The sequence below is a fragment of the Kitasatospora sp. NPDC127121 genome (assembly GCF_042677305.1).
Classification (GTDB): Bacteria; Actinomycetota; Actinomycetes; order Streptomycetales; family Streptomycetaceae; genus Kitasatospora.
Genome location: NZ_JBHXTQ010000090.1, coordinates 1 through 17,013 on the forward strand (window position 1 = coordinate 1; position 17,013 = coordinate 17,013).

General features: G+C 74.1%; 14 protein-coding genes and 1 pseudogene. 8 read left to right on the plus strand and 7 right to left on the minus strand.

What is annotated here, in order from left to right; all coding sequences use genetic code 11:
* Window positions 1-305: 305 nt before the first annotated feature.
* A complete protein-coding gene (locus tag ACFVHI_RS31770) occupies window positions 306-1,100 on the minus strand; it encodes an exodeoxyribonuclease III (RefSeq protein WP_380345219.1) in 795 nt (264 codons plus the stop codon).
* Window positions 1,101-1,385: 285 nt separating this feature from the next.
* On the opposite strand from ACFVHI_RS31770, the gene ACFVHI_RS31775 reads away from it, so the two are divergent.
* Window positions 1,386-2,159: a GntR family transcriptional regulator gene (locus ACFVHI_RS31775; RefSeq protein WP_380345170.1), complete on the plus strand. Its 774-nt coding sequence runs from the start codon at window positions 1,386-1,388 to the stop codon at window positions 2,157-2,159.
* Window positions 2,160-2,301: 142 nt separating this feature from the next.
* Here the strand turns inward: ACFVHI_RS31775 and ACFVHI_RS31780 are convergent, their stop codons facing one another.
* The 3 genes from ACFVHI_RS31780 to ACFVHI_RS31790 all read right to left on the minus strand — a co-directional run bounded on the left by ACFVHI_RS31780 (window position 2,302) and on the right by ACFVHI_RS31790 (window position 5,752).
* Window positions 2,302-3,480, minus strand: coding sequence for an ROK family protein (locus ACFVHI_RS31780; RefSeq protein ID WP_063346257.1), 1,179 nt, complete (start codon window positions 3,478-3,480; stop codon window positions 2,302-2,304).
* Between the two features lie 248 nt (window positions 3,481-3,728).
* The gene (locus ACFVHI_RS31785; protein WP_380345173.1) at window positions 3,729-4,133 is read right to left on the minus strand and encodes a hypothetical protein; all 405 of its coding nucleotides are present in this window, start codon (window positions 4,131-4,133) and stop codon (window positions 3,729-3,731) included.
* Window positions 4,134-4,153: 20 nt separating this feature from the next.
* Window positions 4,154-5,752, minus strand: coding sequence for a hypothetical protein (locus ACFVHI_RS31790; RefSeq protein WP_380345175.1), 1,599 nt, complete (start codon window positions 5,750-5,752; stop codon window positions 4,154-4,156).
* A gap of 413 nt (window positions 5,753-6,165) precedes the next feature.
* On the opposite strand from ACFVHI_RS31790, the gene paaK reads away from it, so the two are divergent.
* Window positions 6,166-7,422: a phenylacetate--CoA ligase PaaK gene (paaK, locus tag ACFVHI_RS31795; RefSeq protein WP_363376567.1), complete on the plus strand. Its 1,257-nt coding sequence runs from the start codon at window positions 6,166-6,168 to the stop codon at window positions 7,420-7,422.
* A gap of 134 nt (window positions 7,423-7,556) precedes the next feature.
* On the opposite strand, the gene ACFVHI_RS31800 is transcribed toward paaK, so the two are convergent.
* Window positions 7,557-8,426 carry a hypothetical protein gene (locus tag ACFVHI_RS31800; RefSeq protein ID WP_380345177.1) on the minus strand — a complete coding sequence of 290 codons (870 nt, stop codon included), beginning with the start codon at window positions 8,424-8,426 and terminating at the stop codon, window positions 7,557-7,559.
* Between the two features lies 1 nt (window position 8,427).
* Window positions 8,428-9,078 (minus strand): hypothetical protein, encoded by a 651-nt coding sequence (locus tag ACFVHI_RS31805; RefSeq protein WP_380345179.1) that lies wholly within the window; start codon window positions 9,076-9,078, stop codon window positions 8,428-8,430.
* Window positions 9,079-9,213: 135 nt separating this feature from the next.
* Here ACFVHI_RS31805 and ACFVHI_RS31810 point away from each other — a divergent pair, with 135 nt between their 5' ends.
* The 6 genes and pseudogenes from ACFVHI_RS31810 to ACFVHI_RS31835 form a co-directional block, all read left to right on the plus strand.
* Window positions 9,214-9,891, plus strand: coding sequence for a response regulator transcription factor (locus ACFVHI_RS31810; RefSeq protein ID WP_063346253.1), 678 nt, complete (start codon window positions 9,214-9,216; stop codon window positions 9,889-9,891).
* Window position 9,892: 1 nt separating this feature from the next.
* Window positions 9,893-11,416 carry an ATP-binding protein gene (locus ACFVHI_RS31815; protein WP_380345181.1) on the plus strand — a complete coding sequence of 508 codons (1,524 nt, stop codon included), beginning with the start codon at window positions 9,893-9,895 and terminating at the stop codon, window positions 11,414-11,416.
* 94 nt (window positions 11,417-11,510) lie between these two features.
* Window positions 11,511-12,524, plus strand: a complete 1,014-nt coding sequence (locus ACFVHI_RS31820) for a substrate-binding domain-containing protein (protein ID WP_380345183.1) — start codon at window positions 11,511-11,513, stop codon at window positions 12,522-12,524.
* 89 nt (window positions 12,525-12,613) lie between these two features.
* A complete protein-coding gene (locus tag ACFVHI_RS31825; protein ID WP_380345185.1) occupies window positions 12,614-13,345 on the plus strand; it encodes a class I SAM-dependent methyltransferase in 732 nt (243 codons plus the stop codon).
* A gap of 66 nt (window positions 13,346-13,411) precedes the next feature.
* A complete protein-coding gene (locus ACFVHI_RS31830; protein ID WP_380345187.1) occupies window positions 13,412-13,849 on the plus strand; it encodes a GNAT family N-acetyltransferase in 438 nt (145 codons plus the stop codon).
* A 302-nt stretch (window positions 13,850-14,151) separates the two neighbouring features.
* Window positions 14,152-15,285: pseudogene (locus ACFVHI_RS31835) on the plus strand (pyridoxal phosphate-dependent aminotransferase); the annotation flags it as partial.
* A gap of 168 nt (window positions 15,286-15,453) precedes the next feature.
* Here ACFVHI_RS31835 and ACFVHI_RS31840 read toward each other — a convergent pair.
* Entirely contained in the window at window positions 15,454-16,890 is a 1,437-nt protein-coding gene (locus ACFVHI_RS31840) for an aminopeptidase P family protein (protein ID WP_380345189.1), read from the minus strand.
* Between the last annotated feature and the right edge of the window lie 123 nt (window positions 16,891-17,013).

Consider the following 17,013-nt stretch of genomic DNA (forward strand, 5'->3'; position numbering starts at 1 on the left):
GACAGGGCGACCCTTGCCCTCCGCCCGCTCGGTGCCGCCGACCGGGCGGGCGACAAGGGTCGCCAGCCTGGAGCGCGAAGGGCCGGCTGCCGCCGGTCAGCCGGGCCCGGGTACGAGCGGGGGCCGTGCCGGTTCGGCCGGTCGCCGCGGATCCGCGCTGGCCGTTGCGGCCAAAATCCACTCCGGGAGTGCCGTGCGACTTCCTTCGCCGCTGGCGTATTTGCTACCGAGAGGAAGCCCTGACGTGTGGAATGCCCCGCGTCGGGGCCGCCTCTTGATTCTGTCGAACTACCAGTTTCTGCTGCCTAGTTGTTCAGATCGAACACTGCCGTGACCGGTGCGTGGTCGGACCAGCGCTCGGTGTGGGTGGCGGCCCGCTCGACGTAGGCCTCGACGGCCTTGGCGGCGAGGCCCGGGGTGGCGACCTGGAGGTCGATGCGCCAGCCGGAGTCGTTGTCGAAGGCGCGGCCGCGGTAGGACCACCAGGAGTAGGGGCCGGTGCGGTCGGGGTGGAGGGTGCGGACGACGTCGACGTAGCCGGCTTCGTCGTAGACGCGGGAGAGCCAGGCGCGTTCTTCGGGGAGGAAGCCGGCGGACTTCTGGTTGGCCTTCCAGTTCTTGAGGTCTTCGGGGCGGTGGGCGATGTTCCAGTCGCCGCAGACGACGACCTCGCGGCCGTCGGCGGCGGCGCGGGTGCGGAGGGCGGTGAGGTGGACGAGGAATTCCGCCATGAAGCGTTCCTTCTCGTCCTGGCGTTCGGTGCCGACCTCGCCGGAGGGGAGGTAGAGGCTGGCGACGGTCAGCCCCGGCAGGTCGATCTCGACGTACCTGCCCGTGTTGTCGAACTCCTCGGACCCGAATCCGATGACGGTCCGCTGCGGCTCCTGGCGGGACAGGACGGCGACGCCGGCCCGGCCCTTGGCGACGGAGGGGGCCCAGACCGCGTTCCAGCCGTCGAGGTCGCGCAGTTCGACGGGCAGTTGCTCCGGCTCGGAGCGCACCTCCTGGAGGCAGACCACGTCCGCCTCGGTGCCGGCCAGCCACTCGACGAAGCCCTTCTTGGCTGCCGCCCGGATTCCGTTCACGTTCACACTCGTCACCACGATCACTCGGGCAGCCTACCGAGTGCCGGGGCCTGCGCCGAAGCGTGACGCGCACCGGCTGTGGGATGACGTGAACGCGGCATGAATGTGTGCGACAGTCGCACCAAGCCGCGCCATTGGTCTTGACCATCTCCGGACGATGCCCCTAGGGTCGCTTACTGCAAAGACCTTTAATAAAGAAGGACGGATAAAAGCCCGCTCTCCCACCTGCCGCATCCGCGGACAGCGGGCTCGGGATCCGACCTCCTTACCGCAGGGTGGACAAGCAGGGTGGAGGACACGGTGGGGACGACTGGACAGCTTTCGGCGGTGCCGGAACCGAAGTACTGGCACCTGCGCACGGTGCTGCTGCGGGCCATCGACTCGGAGTTCTCCACCGGCCAGGTCCTGCCCAACGAGCGCGAGCTCTCCGCCCGCTTCGGGGTCGCCCGGGCGACCCTGCGGCAGGCCCTCGACCAGCTGGAGCTGGAGGGCCGCCTGGTGCGCCGCCGGGGGATCGGCACCCTGATCGCCGCCCCGCGGGTCGGCGTCCCGGTCAACCGGCAGGAGGAGGGCTGGCCCGGCGCCGGCCGCAACCACGCGTGGCGGACGGTCGACTGCACCACCGCCCCCGCCCCGGCGCAGCTGGCCAAGGGCCTCGGCATCGCCGAGGGCGCCACCGTGCACACCGTCCGCCGGGTTCGCCTGGTGGAGGGCCGGGCGGTGGCCACCGAGTCGCTGCACGTCCCGGCCGCCGCGCTGCCGCACCTGCCCGGCTTCCGGGCCGAGAGCGACCGGGCCCGCTCGGTGCTGCGCCAGCTGGAGCGGCTGGAGGTGGACGGCGAGTCCCGCGCGGTCGAGCTGGGTGTCGCCGAGGCCGCCGAGGGCGCCCTGCTGGAGCGCCCGCCCGGCTCGCCGGTGCTGGTGATGACCACCCAGTACGCGTCGGCCGGCCGCCTGGTGGCGCTCGCCGTCGCCACCTACCGGGCCGACACCTGCAAGCTGACCTTCGGCTCGACCGGGCTGGTCGAGGTCACCCCGGTCGGCGCTGCGGCCGAGGTCCGCACCGCCTCCTGAACCACTTTTCCGACACCCTCAGGCCGAGGCCTGGACGCCCGACCGGCGTCCGGGCCTCGGTCGTTGTGCGGGCGGATTTGTCCGGGCGGAGCTGAGTTCGGACCTCAGCCCGGGACCGGTCCCGGGCTGAGGTCCGGGCCCGTCAGGCGCGGCCGTTGCCGGTGGTCGGCGGGTCGACGGCGAACAGCTGGTCCTCGACGTGGTCGAGGGCGACGCGCAGCGCGCCCATCGCCACGACCTCGGAGCCGAGCGCGGCGAGCGCCACCTCGGGGGCGCGGAGGGTGAACTGGGCGAGGCGCTCGCGCAGCGGTTCCAGGACGCCGTCGAGGCCGGCCGCCCAGCCGCCGATCACGACGAGCTGCGGGTCGATGGCCAGGACGAGCGCGGCGACGCCCTGGACCAGGCGGGTGAGGAAGCGGTCCATGGCGACCTTCGCCACCTCGTCGCCCTCCCGCGCGAGCCGCAGGACGCGGGCGACGGCGGCCTCGTCGAGCGGGTTGAGCGGCTTGCCGGTGGTGGAGAGGAGGCGCTCGGGGGTGACCTCCTGGCCGAGCAGGTGAAGGGCGCCGATCTCGCCGGCCGCCCCGCCGTGGCCGCGGTGCAGCCTGCCGTTGATGAGGGAGCCGGCGCCGGGGCTGAGGCCGGCCATGACGAAGACGACGTCGCCGGCGCCGACCGCCGCGCCCTGCCAGTGTTCGGCGATGGCGGCGAGGTTGGCGTCGTTCTCGATCAGGACGGGGCAGCGGAAGGAGCGCCGCAGCCGGGCGCCGAGGTCGAGACCGGTCCAGCCGGGCATGGCGGTGCCGAGTTGGATGGTGCCGTCGCGGTCGACGATGCCGGGGGTGCCGATGCCGACGGCCCAGAGGTTGTCGCGGGAGATGCCGGCCTTGCGCAGGACCTCGGCGACGGCGGTGCGGACGGCGGCGAGCCGGTCCTCGGCGTCCAGGGTCTCGTCGACCGGCTTGAAGTGACTGCCCACCACCTCGCCGGTGAGGTCGGCGAGGATGACGCGGATGTCGTGCACGCCGACCTCGATGCCGAGGATGTGCCCGGCCTCGGCGCGGAAGCGGAACCAGCGGGCCGGTCGGCCGCGCCGGCCGGTGCCGGGCTGGCCGTCCTCCTTGGGCTGGTCGACCTCGGCGACCAGCCCGGTTTCGACCAGACCCTCGATGACGCCCTCGACGGTCGGGCGGGAGAGCCCGGTCTCGCCGACGAGCTGAGTGAGGGTCACGGAGTGGCCGGTCCGCAGCGCCCGAAGCGTGACCGCCGCGTTGATCCGCCGCAGCAGCGAGGAGTCTCCTCCGGTGAGCCGATCCGCCAATGCGATGCCCTTCGCCGTTCGCGCGACTGCCCTGGCGCGCGGTGTCGAGTGCGCGGTGCCCACCGAATGGCCCGCGGGGGGTGTGACACCCCCGGAACGCGGCACGGCGGCGCGGGGCCGCCTGCGCCAGGGCCGGAGGACAAGCGGAGCCTACCCGGGGGTGGGCCCGGTGGGCGAGAATCCTTGCAGCTCATCCAGGCTTCGGTATCGAAATGGTACGCATCGGGTGGTGGTGCACGACCCGGGCTTCACGGCCCGGCCACGGGCCGCCCGCCGCCGGGCCGCCGGGACCGTACCGACCAGCGGGAACGGGCGGAGAGCAGCGAGCCGAGGCTCAGCCGGGAGCCGGCCGACAGGGCGCTGAGCACGGAGCCGGCCGTCCCGAGGGACAGGACGCTGCCGGCGGACCCGACCGAGAGGACGCTGCCGGCCGACCCGATCGAGAGGACGGAGCCGGCCGAGCCGATCGACAGCACCGAGCCGACGGACCCGACGGAGGCGATCGAGGAGCGGGAGGCGATGGAGCAGACGGAGGCCAGGGATGACAAGGAGGCCAGGGAGGCCTTGGACCGGAGCGACCGCGGCCGCCGCTGGGGCTGGAAGGGGCGCAAGGGCGGCAAGCGCCGCAGGAACTGCACGGGGGAGTCGGGCACGGCCCGATGGTAGCGGCGGCTCAGGGCATCCGCGCCGCGAACAGCCGCTGCCCGAGCAGTCTCATCGGGTGCCCGTCCTCGGGCAGCGCGAGGACGGTCGGGCAGCCGGCGGCGGTGAGGGCGGCCCGCCAGCGCTCGGCGGGGAGCGCCGGGAAGGCGGGGAAGGCGGGGGCGGCGGAGACCGCGGCGGCATGGGAGGCAGGGGAGGCCGGGGAGTCGGCGCCGGCCTCGGCGTTCCCCGTGATCAGCAGGTCGAGCTGTTCGCCGGTGGGTGCGAGCAGCAGCAGCTGCCCGCCGGGCGCGAGCAGGTCGACCAGCTCCGGGACGGCGGTGTCCGGGTGGCCGGTCACGGTGGCGACGACGAGGTGGTAGCGGCCGCCGTCGGGCAGCTGGTGGTGGTCGGCGCCGGGGCGGGGCCGGGTGGCGAGGGCCCGGGTGACGGTGGAGTCGGCGTCGTCCTGGCCGAGTTCGAGGATGCGCAGCGGCTGAGGCCCGTCGTGGGTTTCGGCGAGGCCGCGGACCAGCGCGCCGAGGGCGGCGCCGAGGTAGCCGCGGGCGGCCGTCCAGCGGATCGGGGCGGCGGCCGGGCGGGGTGCCTCCTCGCCGGTGATCAGCCGGGGCAGCCGTAGTGCGCCGCGCCGGATCCGGTCCAGGGCGGCGACCGGGCCGAGCCCGTCGTTCCAGGTCTCGACGGCGGGCCGCCAGGCCTCCCGGACCTCGGCCGCGGTGAGTTCGGGTCGGCCGTAGTGGACGTCGTCGTGCCGGGTGATCAGGCCGTGTCGGGTGAGTGCGTCGAGCCAGCGGCCGACCCGGGGCCGCTGGGCGGGGGTGACGAGGGCGGCGGCGAGGATCTCGGCCTCGGTGTGTCCGCGCCCGGGGTCGGTGAGGACGCCGCTCTGCTGGAGGGTCAGCAGCAGTGCGGACAGGACGGCGTGGTCGAGGTGGGTGCCGAAGGCCTGGACCTGTTCGGCGGTGACGCCTATGGCGTGTTTCCAGGCGATGGCGTCGGCGGCGTCGGCGGCGGTGCGCAGTCGCCGGTCGGCGGCTTCGGCGTGGCTGTGCGGGGCGCGGACGTGGGCGAGGACGGCGCCGAGCGCGTCGACGGCGGCGTACACGTCGTCCTGCCGGGGTTCGGGGCCGACGTGCAGGACGAGCCGCAGGGCGCCGAGGTCGTGGTCGGCGAGGTCGGGGCGGCGGCTGAGGCGCCACAGCAGGGTGGAGGGGAGGCTGAGGTGGGTGGTGGCGCTGGCGGCGAGGTCGACGAGCTGCTGCTCGGGGTCCTGCCGGGGGTCGCCGCAGTGGACGGTGCCGCCGGCGAGCAGGGTGGCGAGGGCGAGTTCGACGGCGAGGTCGGTGGCGGGGTGGAGCACGGTGTGCCGGATGGGCGGCGGGCCGAGGACGCCTGCCCAGTGCCGCAGCCGCTGTTCGGCGGTGCGGGCGGCGGAGGGCGGCAGCGCGGCGTGGGCGGCGACGCGCTGGGCGAGGGCCCGGGGCAGGCCGCCCGGCGGGGAGACGCCGAGCAGCAGGCCTATGCCGCTGATCGCGCGCCCGTCGGCGACGACGGCGGGTCGGTCGCCGAGTTCGCGCAGCGCGCTGACCAGGGCGGGAGTCGTGGGCACGGTGATCACTCCGGGGTGCGGGGGAGAAACCGCACTACTGAACCACGCGGTCGGGCCGGGTGATGCCGTGCACGGGTCAAACTTCTGTAATGATTTTCATATCGGCCAGCCAAGGTGGGTGCCCGATCTCCACCCGAAGCGGTCGGAACTTCGCATTCCGGATCCGGTGTGCGACCCCTTGACAGCCGGTACGGGCGCTGGGTTACTTGGCGTGCGGGTCGTCCTGACCGAACGATCGGTCGGCGCACCCGTCCCGGCCGACCTGCGGAGGAGCGACGATGACCGGCAGCGCACCCGCCCCGAGCCCGTACGGCGAAGAGCCCGCCTGCGGTGAAGAGCCCGGCCGTGGCGAAAAGCCCGCCCGGCGCCTGGGTGAGCCGATCCCGCCCGCGCTGCTGGACGCCGGCGAGCGGATGGGCGTCGACGAGCTGCGCGCCCACCAGCTCACCCGCCTCCGGGCCACCCTGCGCCACGCGTACGACAACGTCGAGCTGTACCGCCGCAAGTTCGACGCGGCCGGCGTCGGCCCCGAGGACTGCCGCACCCTGGCCGACCTCGCCCGCTTCCCCTTCACCACCAAGGCCGACTTGCGCGAGGGCTACCCGTTCGGCATGTTCGCCGTCCCGATGGAGCAGGTCCGCCGGATCCACGCCTCCAGCGGCACCACCGGGCGCCCGGCCGTCGTCGGCTACACCGAGCACGACCTGTCGATGTGGGCCGACGTGGTCGCCCGGTCGATCCGCGCGGCCGGCGGCAGGCCCGGGCACAAGGTGCACATCGCGTACGGCTACGGGCTGTTCACCGGCGGGCTGGGCGCGCACTACGGCGCCGAGCGGGCCGGCTGCACCGTCATCCCGGCCTCCGGCGGCATGACGGCCCGGCAGGTGCAGCTGATCCAGGACTTCCGTCCCGAGATCATCATGGTCACCCCCTCCTACCTGCTCACCCTGCTCGACGAGTTCGAGAAGCAGGGCGTCGACCCGCGCAGCACCTCGCTGCGCATCGGCATCTTCGGCGCCGAGCCGTGGACGGAGGAAATGCGGCGCGAGATCGAGGACCGGCTCGACCTGCACGCCGTCGACATCTACGGCCTCTCCGAGGTGGTCGGCCCCGGCGTGGCGCAGGAGTGCGTGGAGACCAAGGACGGGCTGCACATCTGGGAGGACCACTTCTACCCGGAGATCGTGGACCCGTTCACCGACCAGGTGCTGCCCGACGGCGAGGGCGGCGAACTGGTCTTCACCTCGCTCACCAAGGAGGCGCTGCCGGTCATCCGCTACCGCACCCGCGACCTCAGCCGGCTGCTGCCCGGCACCGCGCGGCCGGCCTTCCGGCGGATGGAGAAGGTCACCGGGCGCAGCGACGACATGATCATCCTGCGCGGGGTGAACGTCTTCCCGACCCAGATCGAGGAGGTGCTGCTGCGGACCCCGGGCGTCGCGCCGCACTTCCAGCTGCGGCTCACCCGGCAGGGGCGGCTGGACCACATGACCGTCCGGGTCGAGGCGAGGCCGGACGCCCCGGCCGAGCAGCGGGCGGCGGCGCGGGAGGCGATCGTCCGGGCGGTGAAGGACGGGGTGGGCGTCACGGTCGCGGTCGAGGTGGTGGAGCCGTACGCGCTGGAGCGCTCGGTCGGGAAGATCCGGCGGGTGGTCGACGAGCGGGGGTGAGGCCGGAGGGGGCCCGCAGTCCTGGGGCCTGGGTGAGCGTGGGGCCCGGGGGCGTGGGGCCTGCGAGGCCGGAGGCGTAGGGCTGTCCGGGGGGTGATGCCCTACGCCTCCAGCGTCTACAACAATGTAGACGGTCAGGCGGCGGAGCGTCCAGCCGCCCTCCGCCGCCGGCGCGCCCGGGCCGCCAGGCCGAGGGCGGCCACCATCAGCACCGCCAGTGCCAGGCTCACCGGGCCGGTGCCCAGCCCGAGGCCGCCCCGGTCGGCGCCCACGCCCAGCCAGTCCGCGAACGAGGCACCCAGCGGCCGGGTCAGCACGTACGCCCACCAGAACCCGGCCACCGGGCCCACCCAGCGGGCCCGCGCCGCCACCGCCGGGACAGCGATCAGCACGGCGAAGCCCAGACCGGCCAGCAGGTACCCGGCGCGCAGCGTGGCCGCCGTCAGATCGCCCAGCGCCGTGCCCAGGGCGAAGGTCAGCAGCACCGCGGCCCAGTAGAACAGCTCCCGGCGCAGCCCGGTCACCCGGTCGATCGCCAGCGAGCCCTCCACCCGGTGCCAGAGCACGAACAGCGCGGCCAGCGCCACCGCCAGCCCGCCCGCCGACACCGCGTACGGCACGCCCAGCGCGACGTGCGCGACATCGGCGACCATCGTGCCGAACACGCTGACCAGCACCACCACCGCCCAGTACACCCCGGGCACGCAGCGGCGCAGCCGCAGCTGGACCAGCAGCGCCACGGCGAGCAACAGCCCGGCCGCCGCAACCGCCGGCACCGGGCCGACGGTGTGCGCCAGGAAGTCCGACAGGGTCTCGCCCATACCGGTGGTCAGCACCTTCACCAGCCAGAACCAGCCGTCCACCGCCGGGACCTTGCTCGCCCCCGCCGGGCCTCCCTCGGCAGGGGTGCCCCCGGCCAGGGCGTCCGGGCGGGCCGCGACCCGGGTCATCGTCGCGGCCCGGGCCGTCGTCGCGTGCCGGATCGTCGTCGTGTGCCGGGCCACGTCAGCGCCCGGACCCGTCGACGACCGTGTTCCCGGTCAGCTCACCGCTGGCGCCGTCCACGGTCACCAGGTGACGCACGCCGTCCGGGCCCACGACCACCACGGCCCAGGCGGCGGAGCCGCCCTGCTGGGCGACGCGCCGCAGCGACTCGGCCCGCCCGCCGGGGACGGCGCCCTGCGCCTTCTCCAGCGCGGTCGAGGCGGCGAGGGAGGGGAGCGGGGCGGGGGCGGTCCGGCCGCGCTTGGCGTGTCCCTCGCCTCGGTCGCTCCCGGCGCTCCCGGCGCTCCCGGCGCTCCTGGCGGTCCCGTCGGTCCCGTCGCTCCCGGCGGTCCCGTCGTGCGCGTTGCGGCCGCCGTTGCGGCCACCGTGCTCGTCGGACGAGCCGCCCTCGGCCCGGCTCAGCCCGCGGTGGTCCCCGCGCCCGTGCTCCTCGTGCGCGACCGCCAGCGCCACCAGCCCGCCCGCGCCGATCAGCGCGACGGCGGCCACCCCGGCGGCGATCCGGCGCTCCCGTCCGCCCGCCCAACCGCGCAGCCGCGCCGCCCGGGGCCGCTTCGACTGCGGCTGCGAAGCCTGCTCCGGGCCCGCCGGGTCCGCCGGGCCTTCCGGGTTCTCCGGGAGCGGGGTGGTGGACGACGTGGCATCGCTCATCGGGCGTTCTCCTTGCCTTGGCTGCTCAGCGCGCCCGGATCCCCCCGGGCGCGCCCGGCGATCATGGCGGACCGTTCCTGAACCCCCGCTTAAGCCGCCGACGGACCGCGCGGAACCACCTGGCACCCTGAACGGATGCACATACTCGTCGTCGAGGACGAACGCCGGATGGCCACCGCGCTGCGCCGCGGCCTGGAGGCCGACGGCCACACCGTCGACACCGCCCACAACGGGCCCGAAGGCCTCGCCCTCGCCGACCGCCACCCCTACGACGTGATCGTCCTCGACATCATGCTGCCCGGCCTCAACGGCTACCGGGTCTGCGCCCGGCTGCGCGCGAGCGGCTGCCGGGCCGGGATCCTGATGCTCACCGCCAAGGACGGCGAATGGGACGAGGCGGAGGCCCTGGACACCGGCGCCGACGACTACCTGTCCAAGCCGTTCTCCTTCGTCGTGCTGCTCGCCCGGCTGCGCGCCCTGCACCGCCGGGTCGACCAGCGGCGCCCGCGCCTGCACACCCTCGGCGACCTGGTCCTCGACGCCAACGCCCGCACCTGCGTCCGGGCCGGCCACCCCACCCAGCTGACCGCCCGTGAGTTCGCAATCCTGGAGTACCTGGCCGCACGCGCCGGGACGGTGGTCTCCAAGCGGGAGATCCTCGACCACGTCTGGGACGCCGACCACGACGCCGACCCGAGCATCGTCGAGGTCCACATCCACGCCCTGCGGCGCAAGATCGACGCCCCGTTCGGCCGCGCCGCCCTCCAGACCATGCGCGGCGCCGGCTACCGGCTCGCCCCCGACGGCGGCTGAGATGCGCCCGCGCCTGTGCCCGCGCCGCCTCCTCACCCCGCCGCGCCGCCCCGGGCTCCCGCGCCCGCTGCGCCGCTTCGTCCCCCGGTCCGTGCGCGCCCGGGCCACCGCCGCCGCCGGTACGGTGCTCGCCGCGGCCCTGGCCCTGGCCGGCGCCGGCCTGCTGACCGCCCTGCACGCCGACCTGGTCGCCTCCGCCGCCTCCGCCACCCGGCAGCAGGCCGAGTCCGTCGCCCAACTCGCCGTACAGGGGCGGCTGACGCCCGTCCTGCACGCCGGCCACGGCACCGACTTCCTCCAGGCCGTCGACGCCCATGGCACCGTCCTCGCCGCCAGCCCCAACCTGGCCGGCCGGACCGCCCTCACCGCCGCCCACCGCACCGGCTCGCGCACCACCGACGACGTCGACCCGCTGTACGACCACCACCGCCAGCGGCTCACCGCCGTCACCGCCGACACCCCGGGCGGGCCGGTCACCGTCTACGCGGGCGCCTCGCTGCGCGCCGCCGACGAGGCCCTCGACACCACCCAGGCCGCGCTCGCCGTCGCCTGCCCGCTGCTGCTGCTCATCGGCGTGGTCGTCACCTGGAGGGTGACCGGGCACGCGCTACGGCCGGTGGAGGCCATCCGCGCCGAGGTCGACGCGATCACCGGGCGGGACCTGCACCGGCGCGTCCCCGAGCCCGGAACCGCCGACGAGATCGCCCGCCTGGCCGCCACCATGAACGCGATGCTCGACCGGCTGGAGGCCTCCGGACGGCGCCAGCGGCAGTTCATCGCCGACGCCTCGCACGAACTGCGCAGCCCGCTCGCGGTGCTGCGCACCCAGTTGGAGGTCGCCGACACCCACCCCGACCCGGCCGTCCGGGCCGAACTGGTGCACGGCGCGCTCCAGGACACCGACCGGCTGCAGAGCCTCGCCACCGACCTGCTGCTGCTCGCCCGGCTCGACGCGGGCGGCGGCGCCGAGGACCGGCCCCGGCAGCGGATCGACCTCACCGGGCTGGTCGCCGCCACCGTGCTCGGCCGCCCGGCCGGCCCGCACCGGCGCACCACCGACCTGGCCCCCGTGGTGGCCGTCGAAGGCATCCCGCTCTGGCTCGGCCGGCTGCTCACCAACCTGCTCGACAACGCCGACCGGCACGCGGCGGGCGCCGTCCACGTCCGGCTCGCCGCCGACCGCGCCCGGGGCCTGGCCGTCCTGGACGTCGAGGACGATGGCCCGGGCATCCCGCCCGCCGACCGTGAGCGCGTCTTCGAACGCTTCACCCGCCTCGACGACGCCCGCAGCCGCGACGAGGGCGGCAGCGGCCTGGGCCTGCCGATCGCCCGCGACATCGCCCGCCACCACGGTGGCACCCTGGCCGTCACCCCGACGCCGTCCGGGGCCCGGCTCACGGCGACCCTCCCGTTGGCCGCCGTCCCGTCGGCCCCCGCCCCACTGGCCCCCGCCCCGGGGCCTGCCGTCCCGCCAGCCTCCGCCTCGCGGACGCCTTTTGACGGACACCCGCCGACGGTGGCTTGAGACCCATTCGGCGCACCGGGATCGTGGTCGCGGCCGAAGGTTCCCAGACTCGAACGAAAGAGGGGTGGACCCAACCAATCGGAAAGGCATCCTCATGAGCATCGGGCTGCGCCGCGTCCTCGCGGTGACCGCAGCGATTTCCCTCGGCCTGGGCGCGGCGTCCTGCGACAGCGCGTCGCAGTCGTCCAGCGGCGGCTCCGGCGGCGGCCCGGCTCCCCTCCCGGCCGCGGCCGGGAGGGGAGCCGGGCGGATAGCCCTGCTGCTGCCGGAGGCCAGGACGACTCGCTACGAGCAGTTCGACCGGCCGCTGATCGAGAAGAAGATCAAGGAGCTGGCGCCGGACGCGCAGATCGACTACTACAACGCCGGCCAGGACGCCGCCGTCCAGCAGACCCAGATCGACGCCGCCGTGAAGAAGGGCGCCAAGGTACTGATCCTGGACGCGGTGGACGCCGAGTCGATCCAGGCGTCGATCCAGAAGGCGCACGACGCGGGCGTCAGGGTGGTCGCCTACGACCGCCTCGCCCAGGGCCCGGTCGACGCCTACGTGTCCTTCGACAACCGCAAGGTCGGCGAACTGCGGAGCCAGGCCGCGGCGGCGGTGGTAGGCGGCACGGCGGACGTCGGCGAGACGATCACGACCAACGGCTCGCCCACTGACCCCAACGCGGCCGACCCCAACGCGGCCGATCCCAGCGCGGCCGACCCCAGCGCTGCCGTACCCAGCGCGGTCGGATCCAACGCGTCCGATTCCGAGGCGTCCGGCCTGAGTGTCCCGCTGACCGGCCAGGACTTCCAACTCGACGGCGTGCAGAGGATCCTGGCAGGCACCCAGGCCATGTCGGTCTACAAGCCCCTCAAGTCGGAGGCCGACGTGGCCGCGCAGCTGGCCGTCGACCTGGCCTACGGCCAGGAAATCGGCGGCGCCCTCGTGCCGACCACGGTGACCAGCGGCAGCAGCGACAAGGTGCCGACCGGCCTGATCGCCCCGGTCGCGCTCACCAAGGACAACGTCAAGGCCACCGTGGTCGCCGACGGCCTCTTCACCGTCGCCCAGATCTGCACGCCGGACTATGTCGCCGCCTGCTCCGCGGCTGGCCTCCAGTAGCCGCGGCGGGCGCCGGCTCGCTCGCCCGGCGCGTCCGGACGGCGGCCGGGCGGGCGTGAGCACCCCCGCGCGGGCCCTATGCTGCGGAGATGCCGAGTGAGCTGCGCACTCTCAAGCCGGAGGCCGATCAACCGGAGAGCCGCCCGTCGGAGGCCGATCAACCGGAGACCCATCAGTCGGAGGCCGACCTCGCCTTCATCCGGCGCGAGACCGAGCTGAAGCCCGTCCCGTTCGTCCCCGAGGTCGGCCTGCACATGGCCGAGGACGCGATCACCCTGTGGGAGACCACCGAGCGGGCGCGAGGGGAGGTCGGACTGCCGCCGCCGTTCTGGGCGTTCGCCTGGGCGGGCGGGGTGGCCGTCGCCCGCCACGTGCTGGACCACCCCGAGCTGGTGGCCGGGCGGGCGGTGCTCGACGTGGCCGCCGGGGGCGGGGTGGTCGCCGTCGCGGCCGCGCTGAGCGGCGCCGCGTCCGTGCGCGCCGCCGAGATCGACGCCTACGCGGTGGCCGCCATCGGCCTCAACGCCGAGGCCAACGGCGTGCGCGTGGAGGCCGCCCTGGTGGACCTGGTGGACGGCGACGGCGCCCCGGCCGACGTGGTGCTCGCCGGTGACGTCTTCTACGAACGGGCCATGGCCGCCCGTTTCCTGCCCTTCCTGGAACGGGCCGCCGCGCGCGGCGCCACCGTCATCGTCGGCGACCCCGGCCGGGCCTACCTGCCCCGGGAGCGGTTCACCGCGCTCGCCGCCTACCAGGTGCCGGTCGTCGCCGACCTGGAGGACACCGCCGTCAAGACCACCACGGTGTGGCGGCTGGGCTGACGGCCCGTCCGTCCAGGCTGCGGAATTCCCGGCCGCCGGGCGGAACCGCCTGCTAGACAGGCCGCCATGACCGACGAGATCGCCCTGCGGACCGCCACCCCCGACGAGATCCCCGCCCTGCTCGCCCTCTGGGCCAGGGCGGCGAAGGGCGCCAGCATCACGGACGACGCCCCGGGCGTGGCCGCGCTGCTCGCCCAGGACCCGGAGTGCCTGATCGTCGCGACCCCGGCGGGCGACCCGGCCGCCGTCCTCGGCACCGTGATCGCCGGCTGGGACGGCTGGCGCTGCCACCTCTACCGGCTCGCCGTCGACCCCGACCACCGCCGCCGGGGCATCGGCGCCGCCCTGCTCGCCGCCGCCGAGGAGCGCTTCGCCGCGCTCGGCGGCCGCCGCGCGGACGCCATGGTGCTGGACGACAACGCCCTCGGCCACCGCACCTGGGAGGCCGCCGGCTACCGCCCCGAACCGCAGTGGAGCCGCTGGGTCAAGCCGCTGACCGCCTGACCCCGCCCCCGTCCGGACGGGCGCCGAGCGCTGGCGGCCGTGCCCGGAGCGTGGTCCGCTGGGGCCGATGCGTGTGCGAACGACCATGTTCCGGCACGCCACCCAGCCCACCCCGCGAAGCCCGGACAAGGACTGCCATGATCGACGACACCCGCACCCTCGCCTCCCCCGAGACGGCTGCCGAACTGCTCACCCGGATGCCCGACCTGGAACAGGCCCTCGCCTACTTCCACCAGCACGTGGCGTCCCCCAAGGCGGTCAACCTGTCCGTCGCCGAGAACGTCCTGCTCTACCACCACTCGATGAAGAAGAAGGTCTTCGACAACATCCAGCTGATCCCCGAGCGGTACATCCAGTACATCGACTCGGCCGGGACCTTGGAGGTGCGCCGACCGGTCGCCAAGCTGCTCACCCTGGCGCTCGGCGCCGAGGTCGACGAGGGCGACGTGTTCGGCGTGGCCGGGGTCTCCTCCGCGCTGGAGTGCATCGCCTTCGCGCTCAAGGGCGCCGACCCGGTCGGCCCGCCGCTCAAGGACGGCGACGAGGTGCTGATCCCCGCGCCGTACTGGCAGGGCTTCAACTGGTCCTTCCAGGAGCGGCCCAGGCTCAAGTGCGTCCCGGTGAACCTGCCGACCACGGGGGAGGACCGGTACCGGCTCACTCTGCCCCTGCTCAAGAAGGCCTACGAGGACCGGAAGGCGGCCGGCCGCACGCCGCGCCTGCTCGTCCTCACCAACCCGCACAACCCGCTGGGCGTGAACTACTCGCGGGCCCTGCTGGACGAGATCTACGGGTGGGCGCTCACGGACACCGACCTGCACATCATCTCGGACGAGATCTACTGTCACTCCCAACTCGACAGCAGCACAACGAAGTTCACCAGCGCGCTGGCCCTGAAAGCGTACCGGGAGCAGCCCGACCGGATCCACGTGGTCTGGGGCTTCGCCAAGGACTTCGGCCTGTCCGGCTTCCGTACCGGCTTCGTGATCTCCCGGAACCCCGCCGTGCGCAACACCATGCTCGGCAACAACGACCCGGCCGAGCCCACCCACCCGCTGCCCTGGTTCAGCCCCTTCGACTCGCTGAAGACCTACGTCATCCAGGACCTGCTGAGCGCCTCCGCCAACGGCCCGGGCGGCGAGCTCTACACCACCTACGCGATGCGGGAGTACCGCACGCTGCTCAAGACGAGTTTCGACAAGGTCAAGGCCGCCCTGGACGCCGCCAGGATCGACTACGTGCACCGGCCCGGCGACAACGCCGCCCAGTTCTTCTGGCTCGACCTCACCAAGTACCTCGGCAAGCACCCCGTCCACGGTCACGAGGAGGTGGCCGGGCTGCCGCTCGCCCGGTCGAGCGGACTCGACCCGAAGGAGGAGCGGCTGTTCAGGTACCTCATGGCCGAGCCCACCGAGGTCACCCTGCTGCCCGGCGGCACCATGCACAACCCGGCACCCGGCTTCTTCCGCCTCTGCTTCACCGCCCGCCAGCCCGAGGACGTCGTCGCCGCCTCCCGGGGGGGGGGCCGGGCGGGGGTTAATTTTATGTCGCGGCTCGGGGCGGCCCCCGGGGCGTCCCGGGGGCCCCCACAGCGGTGTCGCGGCTCAGCCGCGCAGTTCGGCGAGCCAGGCCTCGACCTCGGTGGAGGTGCGGGGGAGGGCGGCCGAGAGGTTCTCGTTGCCGTCCTCGGTGACCAGGATGTCATCCTCGATCCGGACGCCGATGCCGTGGTACTCCTCGGGCACCGTCAGGTCGTTCTCCTGGAAGTAGATGCCCGGCTCGACGGTGAGCACCATGCCCGGCTTCAGCGGGCCGTCGACGTGCTCCTCGGTGCGCGAGTGGGCGCAGTCGTGGACGTCGAGGCCGAGCATGTGGCCGGTGCCGGCCAGGGTGAAGCGGCGGTGCAGGCCCAGCTCGTACACCTTGTCGGCGGTGAGGTCGCCGAACAGGCCCCAGGAGGTGAGGTGTTCGGCGAGCTCGCGCTGGGCGGCGTGGTGGAAGTCGCGGAAGTCGGCGCCGGGCTTCACCGCGGCGATGCCGGCCTCCTGCGCCGCGAACACCGCGTCGTAGACCTTGCGTTGCAGGTCGGTGAAGCGGCCGCTGACCGGGAGGGTGCGGGTGACGTCGGCGGTGTACAGGCGGTTGGTCTCCACGCCGGCGTCGAGCAGCAGGAGGTCGCCGGGCTTGGCGTGGCCGTTGTTGCGCACCCAGTGCAGGGTGGTGGCGTGCGGGCCGGCCGCGGCGATGCTGCCGTAGCCGATGTCGTTGCCCTCGATCCGGGCGCGGACGAAGAAGGTGCCCTCGATCAGCCGCTCGGGGGTCTCGGTGTCGGTGCCGAGGATCCGCACCACGTCCTCGAAGCCGCGGGCGGTGGCCTCGCAGGCGAAGCGCAGCTCGGCGATCTCGAACTCGTCCTTGACCAGGCGCTGGCCGGACAGGAAGACCTCGAACTCCGCGTCCCGCTCGGCGACGGCCCGGCCCTGGAGGGACTGCTCCACGCCCACGTCGTGGCGGCGCAGCACGCGCACCGGGCCGGTGGCGGCGCCCAGGTCCGCCCGGACGGTGCGGACGTCCCGGCAGGGCAGGCCGAGCAGCTGCTCGTTCTCGGTCAGGCTGTTGCGGCGGCCGTCCCACAGCTCGCCGTGGTTGTCCAGCCAGAACTCGCCGTTGTCGGTCCGGGAGCGGTCGCGCAGGTAGAGCACGGCCCGGTGGCCGGTGTCGCCGGTCGGCTCCAGGACCAGCACGGCGTCCTGGGACTGGTCGCCGGTCAGGTAGACGTAGTCGGAGGACGGGCGGAACGGGTAGTCGGTGTCGTTGGCCCGCACCTTCGGGTTGCCGGACGGGACCACCAGGCGCTCGCCGGGGAAGGCCGCGGACAGCTCGGCGCGGCGGCGGGCGGTGTGCGCGGCCTGCGGGATCGGCTCCAGGGCGAGGCGCTCGGTGTCGGCCCAGCCCTGCTTCATGTTCTCGGCGAGCTCGTCCGTGACGCCGCGGGTGAGGCCGTTCTTGCGGTACTTGATGGTCTCGGCGGGTTCGGTCACAGCAGACTCTCCAGGTGAGGGTGGTGGATGCGAGGTGCTTCGCTACGCTGACCTGCCCGGTACGTAACAAGCGTTATGTACGGTATATCGAGCAGGGTTCGAAGAGAAGGGGCCAAGACCTCG